Here is a 1,231-nt window from a genome sequence, read left to right as displayed (position 1 = left end):
GTTAAGCATCCCACCTGGGGAGTACGCCGGCAACGGTGAAACTCAAAGGAATTGACGGGGGCCCGCACAAGCGGAGGAACATGTGGTTTAATTCGATGATACGCGAGGAACCTTACCCGGGCTTGAATTGCAGGAGAACGATCCAGAGATGGTGAGGCCCTTCGGGGCTCCTGTGAAGGTGCTGCATGGTTGTCGTCAGCTCGTGCCGTGAGGTGTCGGCTTAAGTGCCATAACGAGCGCAACCCCTCTCCGTAGTTGCCATCGGGTGAAGCCGGGCACTCTGCGGATACTGCCACCGTAAGGTGTGAGGAAGGTGGGGATGACGTCAAATCAGCACGGCCCTTACGTCCGGGGCTACACACGTGTTACAATGGGGCATACAGAAAGCAGGCGGCCGGCAACGTCCGTCTAATCATCAAAGTGTCCCTCAGTTCGGACTGGGGTCTGCAACCCGACCCCACGAAGCTGGATTCGCTAGTAATCGCGCATCAGCCATGGCGCGGTGAATACGTTCCCGGGCCTTGTACACACCGCCCGTCAAGCCATGAAAGCCGGGGGTGCCTGAAGTCCGTGACCGCAAGGATCGGCCTAGGGCAAAACTGGTAATTGGGGCTAAGTCGTAACAAGGTAGCCGTACCGGAAGGTGCGGCTGGAACACCTCCTTTCTGGAGAGACGCAATATCAGAAGGATGAAGGAAAGTCTTATATATTATATATAGGTAGTGGAGTGTTACTCCCAGGCTTTCTTGTACTACCGCGAATCTGAAAAAGAGAATAGAAAGAAACTGGGCGCAGTTAAGCCCACAGGTTAATTGAACGCCGAGTCAGACAGTCCTATAGCTCAGTTGGTTAGAGCGCCACACTGATAATGTGGAGGTCGGCAGTTCAAGTCTGCCTGGGACTACACATCGACCGTTAGGTCAATGTGGTTTAGGCAAAGTCTGCCTGGGACTACACATCGACCACAAGGTCAATGTGATTCAGGTGAAAAATCTGCACTACTACTCTCTATGAGGGGGATTAGCTCAGTTGGCTAGAGCGCTTGCATGGCATGCAAGAGGTCATCGGTTCGACCCCGATATTCTCCACTCCGAGGCAAGTCCTCGAAAAGATCTTTGACATATTGACACAAGCAAGACTGTAGAACAGAAGTTCAAGACTTCTAACAACAAACAGAAAGCTGAAAGTATGAGCGAAAGACAGGCGAATATATTTATTTGTCCTATCTACG

2 tRNA genes and 1 rRNA gene are annotated in these 1,231 nt (G+C 52.2%); all 3 read left to right on the top strand.

Annotated elements, in window-relative coordinates:
- Positions 1 to 665, top strand: a 16S ribosomal RNA gene (locus CIK87_RS12375); the annotation flags it as partial.
- A gap of 165 nt (positions 666 to 830) precedes the next feature.
- Positions 831 to 904 (top strand) — tRNA-Ile (locus CIK87_RS12370).
- A gap of 110 nt (positions 905 to 1,014) precedes the next feature.
- Positions 1,015 to 1,088, top strand: a tRNA-Ala gene (locus CIK87_RS12365).
- Positions 1,089 to 1,231: the final 143 nt, after the last annotated feature.

Source organism: Prevotella sp. P5-64 (assembly GCF_002251285.1).
Lineage (GTDB): Bacteria > Bacteroidota > Bacteroidia > Bacteroidales > Bacteroidaceae > Prevotella.
Note: the sequence above shows the minus strand (reverse complement) of the source record. Positions and strands in the feature narration are given on the sequence as shown.